We start from the raw sequence: 6466 nt of genomic DNA, 5'->3' as shown, positions 1-6466 counted from the left end.
GTAAGATTAAATCTCAACTATTACACTTAACGCTTTCTATTTCTTTTTGAACGTGTTTTTGAACTTTTCAAGCTTCTTTTACTACAGTGTTTTTAACTGCTAGATTTTCTTTCTTTACTTTTAAATTCTCTTCTAATGCTTTAATTTGTTCAGGTAATAAATTTTTATCTTTTAGTTTCTCAGTTAAATCATTAATCTCTTTTTCTATAATCTCTTTTTCTTCATTAGCTTTTTTAACTATTATATTTACTTCTTCTTGCTCCTCTTTAAGTTCTGCAAGTTTTTGTCTACGCTCTTCTATTTCTTCTTTAGTTAAAATATTTTATTGTATTATTGCTTCTTCCCGTTCTCTTTGTTTTTCTAACTGTTCTAGCTCTTTTTGAGCAATGTCAGAATTAAGTTGGCTTTCTGCTAGTTCTTGCTTTTTTAATGCTATAGCCTCTACTTTTTCTGCTATATCATTAATAAAAGAACTATCAGATTTAATATTTCGAGCTGCACTTACTAATCTACTTAACTCTGAGGATTATTAGTAGCGGTAATTTGAGCAAGAATAGCTTTGATATCATTAAGCGCTTGAGGATCAGCTGTTTTTTCTTTTTGTGGATATTCTTTATTCGTAATTTTACTCACAATAACCTTTTATGTGTGTTCCATCATCCACGAAACGTCAGCAAAAATTAATAATTCAGTCAAGAAAATTTTAACAAAAATTAATTTTGTATTTCTAACCATTGATTTAATAACTCGTCTAGTTTCTTTTTATCATTAATTAATTGATTAGTAATATGATTATATTTTGTAGGATTATCTAAATACAGATTAACATCTTCAAGTTCTTTTTCTAAGTGTTTGATGGATATTTCTAGCTTTTCAATATCATTGGGCAATGTTTCAAGTAAACGCTGATATTTATAAGATGGCTTTTTATTTATAGGTGCTTTTTGAGGAATTAAGGGGAGGGGTTTTGAAGGTTTTTTCTCTATAGGAGTCGTGGTAAAATACTGTTTATAATCTTCATAACCTCCTGTTAAATCATGAATTTTACCTTGAGCGAAAACTAAAGTTCTAGTAACTAACTTATCTAAGAAGTCACGATCATGGCTAACTACGATTAAAGTGCCTGAATAATCTGCAAGTATACCTAGTAAAATTTCTAGACTATCCATATCTAGGTCATTGGTTGGTTCATCTAAAATTAACAGATTTCCAGGGTTAATTAGGATTTTTGCAAGTAATAATCTATTAGCTTCGCCGCCTGATAGAATAGAGGTTTTTGCATTAAGTAGTTTAGGATTAAACATGAATTGTTTTAAATAACCGGCAACGTGCATGGTTTTACCGTTTGGCAAAAATACTTGATCACCGCCCGTAGGACATAAAGTTTGTTGCAATGTATGATTAGGCTCTAGTTTTTCTCTATGTTGATCAAAATATGAAATATCTAAATTACCGCCATATATAATTTTACCTAAGTCAGGTGTAAGTTGTTGTGTCAGTAATTTGATAAAAGTAGATTTGCCTGAGCCATTTGCACCAATTATGCCGATTTTTTCGCCTTTTTTTACACGAAAACTGAAATTATCAATGATTTTAGTATTTTTATAGCTGAAACTAATATTATCCGCTTCAATAATGAATTTGCTTTTAGCTATATTTTCGGCAAGCTCTGCCCTAACTCTTTGTTTTGAATTAGCTAGTTTTTCAGTCTGTTCTCTTGTTATTACTCTTAAAGCTTTCAACTCCGCAAGTTTCTTTTGATTCCGCTTACGTCTAGCCGTAACACCGGCATTTAACCATTCATTCTCTTGAGATAGTTTTTTATTTAATTTCCGAAGAGCTGCTTCTTCTTGCTCTATTATAACATTTTGCCATTCATCAAAAAATTTAAATCCTTTATCGGATTTATGTAAAATCCCTCTATCAAGCCACCAAATTTTATTAGTAACATTTGAGAGAAATGTTCTATCATGACTAACGCAAATAATAGCACCGTTATAAGATTTAACAAATTCTTCTAGCCACTCAATCGTTTCAATATCTAGATGATTGGTTGGTTCATCAAGCAGTAATATTTCCGGCTCTAATATTAAAGCTTTAGCAAGGCTTGCTCTTCTAAGCTGACCGCCTGAATAGATTGATAAGTTATCTATTCCGTTGATTTGTAATTTTTCTAGAATTATATCGATTTGGTATTTATCTATTTTTTTTGTACTATCTGTTTGTTGTGAGATAAAATCGTAAACAGTTAGATTAGTTTTTATAGAAATATCTTGTCGTAAATAGCCGGTTGTAATTGCAGGATCTTGAAATAGTTCGCCGTTATCTAGTTCGTAATCCCCTGAGATTATTTTCATTAGGCTTGATTTCCCGCAGCCGTTACGTCCTATAAGACAAATCTTATCACCTTTGTATAAATAAAGTTCTAAATCAGATAAAATTACTTTCTCTGCAAAGCTTAGATTACCATATTTTATGTAATAAATTGGGGTCATAATGGTATACTCGTTTAATTTGCAAAATTGGCTACGTCGTTTTATAAGTTCTGCGGTGCTCACGTACTAAATGTACGCTCCACTCCTCGCCTTATAAACTCCTTGCTCTTTTCCAAATTAAACTTCGTCTACCTACTTTCATTTACTTGAGGTATATGTTATTTTTGTGTTCAAGAGAAGTTGTTGCGGGGGTAATAAGAGTAAGCTCAAAACTTCCTAATGACTAAGCTAGCATTAGTACCGCCGAATCCGAACGAGTTGGAAAGCACGTAATCTATCTTAGCTTTTTTAGCTTTAAGTGCAACTAAATCTATCTTAACCTCATCCATAGGGTTTTCTAAGTTTAAGGTCGGCGGCGCAATCTGATCTCTCATTGCAAGAACCCCAAAAATAAACTCAACACTACCTGCCGCACCGAGTAAATGTCCTATTGATGATTTAGTGGAAGACATTAGAACTTTGGGATTCGCTTCTAGAAATAATTTTTGTGCTGCTGAGAGTTCAATCTCGTCACCAAGAGGTGTAGAAGTGCCGTGAGCATTAATATAATCAATCATACTAGGGGTAATACCGGCATCTTGCAGAGCTTCGCTCATCGCTCTATAAGCTCCCCTGCCTTCAGGATGCGGGGCTGTCATATGATATGCATCACCTGTAGAGCCGTATCCTATAACTTCGCCGTAAATTTTAGCACTACGATTTACAGCATGCTCATATTCTTCTAAAACTACAACGCCTGCTCCTTCACCCATAACAAAGCCGTTACGGTCTTTATCCCACGGTCTTGATGCTTTTTCAGGATTATCGTTATATTTAGTGCATAATGCTCTAGCAGCAACGAAACCCGCTACTCCAACAGGGGTAACAGGGGCTTCTGCTCCTCCTGCAACCATAACGTCGGCATAGCCGTGCTTTATCATACGCATAGCATCGCCTATAGCGTGAGCCCCTGTAGAACAAGCCGTTACTGCCGCTTGATTCGGACCACTAAAGCCGTATTTTATAGATACAAGACCGGATAAAAGATTAATTAATGAGGCGGGTATAAAGAAAGGGCTAACTTTGCCGTTATTTTCTTGATAAAGTTTGATAGAAGTATCTTCGATCATTTTAAGACCGCCGATTCCTGAACCTAATATCAAACCGGTTCTATCACGAAATTTTTCATCTTCGGGTAACCAACCGCTATCTTCAACAGCTTCGGTTGCAGCTGCTACTCCGTAATGGATAAATTTATCCATTTTACTTAATCTATTAACGTCATCTGCCTCTGTAAAATTCTCAAGTTTAAATCCATCTTTCTCAGATTTCTCTATAAGTCCAGCAATTTTACATGCAAGTTTAGAAGTATCAAATTCCGTAATAGTTTTTATACCGCTTACTCCACTTATAATATTTTTCCATGATGAACTAACATTAAGCCCAACAGGAGTAACAAGTCCAAGACCGGTAATAACTACTCTTTTATTCGACATTTTTTTATTTTTTGTTTAAGCAAATTATTACATAATTCACTATTTGTTATTAAGATATTGAATATGAAAGGCGAAATATGACTTTCACCTTATTATATAGATTAACTATCTTTACATAAAGCCCAACATCAAACTAAGATTTTTATAACTTTTGAATCAATAGTAAATAATTTGCTATCGGCGATGAACAGATTAAGATTTATGTTCTTTTATATAGTTAACAACATCGGATACTTTTTTTATTTTTGTTGCTTCATCATCAGGAACATCAATACCGAATTCCTTTTCTATTTCCATCATTATTTCTACGGTAGACAAGCTATCTACTCCTAAATCCTCTGCGAATCTTGACTCCATACTTATTGCTTCAATTTTCTTTCCTTGATTAGCGGAAATAATTTCAATAACCTTCTCTTCGATCTTATCCGTTGTACTCATAATTTTGAACTCCATAAATCATTTAAGTTTATACGCTATGGGACTGTTAATAAAATAAATTTTTTAAATTATTTTGTTAACAGCCCCATGTAAATAGCGATTATTTAGCTGCATGAATATTTATTTAAAATATTCATAGCATTTTATCTTTAAAAGAACTTCTAGCACAAAAAATTATTTTATGCCAGCATAAAATTTTATACCATTAACATACCGCCGTTTACATGGATAGTTTGACCGGTAATATATGATGCTTGATCACTTGCTAAAAATGCAACTGCGTTTGCCACGTCTTCCGGCATACCGTAAGTGCCTAACGGAATTTTTTGTACTATAGTTTCTCTTTGCTTTTCGTTTAATTTATCGGTCATATCTGATTTAATAAAACCAGGTGCTACCGCATTAATTGTGATGCCTCTAGTTGCGACTTCATAAGAGAGTGATTTGGTCATGCCTATTAATCCTGCTTTAGAAGCGCAATAATTAGCCTGCCCAGGATTACCTGAAACTCCGACAATTGAAGATATGTTAATAATCCGTCCATATCTATTTGGCATCATTTTTTTTATTGCTTCACGATTTAAAACAAAATTTGCTTTCAAATTAATATCAATAACTTTGTCAAAATCTTCATCTTTCATTCTAATTGCTAGCGTATCGCTAGTAATACCGGCATTACATACTAAAATATCTAGCTTTGGTGCTTTAGATATTAAATTGCTACATGCTCCCTTATTTGCAAGGTTGCATATTTCTATCGTATAATTATCTTTTAAAACATTTCCAAAGGATTTTAATTTTTCCTCATTACTACCGCTAATAATTACATGGCTTCCTAGTTTGTGCAGTAATCTCGCTATAGCTCCACCTATGCCTCCTGAAGCTCCCGTAATTAAGGAAGTTTTACCTGTTAAATCAATCATTTTCTTCCTCCGTTTGATCAAGATTTATATTAGTAATTTTTGACGATTTTTCACGTATGATTTTCTCAATTTCATTGGAAATTTGTGGATGTTCTTTTAAATATTGTTTAACGTTTTCACGCCCTTGACCGATTCGTACGTTATTATAGGAAAACCATGAACCTGACTTCTCAACAATATCAAGCTTAACTCCAAGATCGATTATTTCACCTTCTTTTGAAATACCTGAACCGTACATTATATCAAAATCTGCAGTTTTAAACGGAGGAGATACTTTGTTCTTGACTACTTTTACTTTAGTTTGGCTGCCTATTACTTCTTCTTTATCTTTAATAGAGCCTGTTCTTCTTATATCGATCCTAACAGAAGCATAGAATTTTAAAGCATTACCGCCTGTCGTAGTTTCAGGATTGCCGAACATCACGCCTATTTTCATTCTGATTTGGTTGATGAAAACAGTAATACAATTGGTACGATTAATTGATGCGGTAAGTTTACGGAGTGCCTGGCTCATTAATCTTGCTTGAGAAGCCATTTGAGCGTCGCCCATCTCGCCTTCAATCTCTGATTTTGGTACTAAAGCCGCAACACTATCTATTATTATCATATCAATACCGCCGGAACGAATTAACGTATCGGCAATTTCTAGAGCTTGTTCACCTGTATCTGGTTGTGAAATAATAAGCTCATCAATATTTACGCCTAATTTTTTAGCATAAGCAGGGTCAAGGGCATGCTCGGCATCGATAAAGGCGCATGTACCGCCCTTTTTCTGTGCTTCAGCAATTAGATGTAATGTTAAAGTGGTCTTACCTGAACTTTCAGGACCGAAAATCTCAATGATTCTACCTTTAGGAACACCGCCGATTCCAAGAGCTATATCAAGCCCAAGTGAACCGGTTGATACAGCTTCTATATCAATATTCGGACGCTGCCCAAGTTTCATGACCGAACCTTTACCGTAGCTTTTTTCGATTTGTGCAAGTGCTGCGGCAATAGCTCTTTCTTTATCTGTATTTGACATAAACTATCCATATTATAAACTTATCAATAAAATATAAGCTTAAGAAAAAAAAATCAAATTTTATTTATTTTATATCGAAATGTGGTCGTGCCTCCGTATTGCAGTTTAGAG

General features: G+C 34.0%; 6 protein-coding genes. 1 reads left to right on the top strand and 5 read right to left on the bottom strand.

Annotation, left to right across the window (positions count from 1 at the left end; all coding sequences use genetic code 11):
- The first annotated feature begins 386 nt into the window (after positions 1 to 386).
- The gene (locus KYQ89_RS07870) at positions 387 to 533 is read left to right on the top strand and encodes a hypothetical protein (RefSeq protein WP_256621350.1); all 147 of its coding nucleotides are present in this window, start codon (positions 387 to 389) and stop codon (positions 531 to 533) included.
- Between the two features lie 180 nt (positions 534 to 713).
- On the opposite strand, the gene KYQ89_RS04645 is transcribed toward KYQ89_RS07870, so the two are convergent.
- The 5 genes from KYQ89_RS04645 to recA all read right to left on the bottom strand — a co-directional run bounded on the left by KYQ89_RS04645 (position 714) and on the right by recA (position 6355).
- Entirely contained in the window at positions 714 to 2495 is a 1782-nt protein-coding gene (locus tag KYQ89_RS04645) for an ABC-F family ATP-binding cassette domain-containing protein (protein WP_218460619.1), read from the bottom strand.
- Positions 2496 to 2701: 206 nt separating this feature from the next.
- On the bottom strand, positions 2702 to 3970 hold the full coding sequence (fabF, locus tag KYQ89_RS04640; protein ID WP_218460618.1) for a beta-ketoacyl-ACP synthase II: 1269 nt from the start codon (positions 3968 to 3970) through the stop codon (positions 2702 to 2704).
- 192 nt (positions 3971 to 4162) lie between these two features.
- Entirely contained in the window at positions 4163 to 4423 is a 261-nt protein-coding gene (acpP, locus tag KYQ89_RS04635; protein ID WP_218460617.1) for an acyl carrier protein, read from the bottom strand.
- Between the two features lie 182 nt (positions 4424 to 4605).
- Positions 4606 to 5331, bottom strand: a complete 726-nt coding sequence (fabG, locus tag KYQ89_RS04630) for a 3-oxoacyl-ACP reductase FabG (protein ID WP_218460616.1) — start codon at positions 5329 to 5331, stop codon at positions 4606 to 4608.
- Complete coding sequence (gene recA / locus KYQ89_RS04625; RefSeq protein WP_218460615.1) at positions 5324 to 6355, bottom strand: recombinase RecA; 1032 nt, start codon at positions 6353 to 6355, stop codon at positions 5324 to 5326. The genes fabG and recA overlap by 8 nt, the downstream gene beginning before the upstream one ends.
- Positions 6356 to 6466: the final 111 nt, after the last annotated feature.

It is taken from the genome of Rickettsia sp. TH2014 (genome assembly GCF_019249195.1).
In the GTDB taxonomy this organism is placed as follows: Bacteria; Pseudomonadota; Alphaproteobacteria; order Rickettsiales; family Rickettsiaceae; genus Rickettsia; species Rickettsia felis.
This window is presented reverse-complemented; position numbering and strand designations above follow the sequence as displayed.

Coding starts and splice junctions, on each gene's coding strand:
- KYQ89_RS07870 (WP_256621350.1), top strand. CDS start 387: ATGTCAGAATTAAGTTGGCTTTCTGCTAGTTCTTGCTTTTTTAATGCT.
- KYQ89_RS04645 (WP_218460619.1), bottom strand. CDS start 2,495: ATGACCCCAATTTATTACATAAAATATGGTAATCTAAGCTTTGCAGAG.
- fabF (WP_218460618.1), bottom strand. CDS start 3,970: ATGTCGAATAAAAGAGTAGTTATTACCGGTCTTGGACTTGTTACTCCT.
- acpP (WP_218460617.1), bottom strand. CDS start 4,423: ATGGAGTTCAAAATTATGAGTACAACGGATAAGATCGAAGAGAAGGTT.
- fabG (WP_218460616.1), bottom strand. CDS start 5,331: ATGATTGATTTAACAGGTAAAACTTCCTTAATTACGGGAGCTTCAGGA.
- recA (WP_218460615.1), bottom strand. CDS start 6,355: ATGTCAAATACAGATAAAGAAAGAGCTATTGCCGCAGCACTTGCACAA.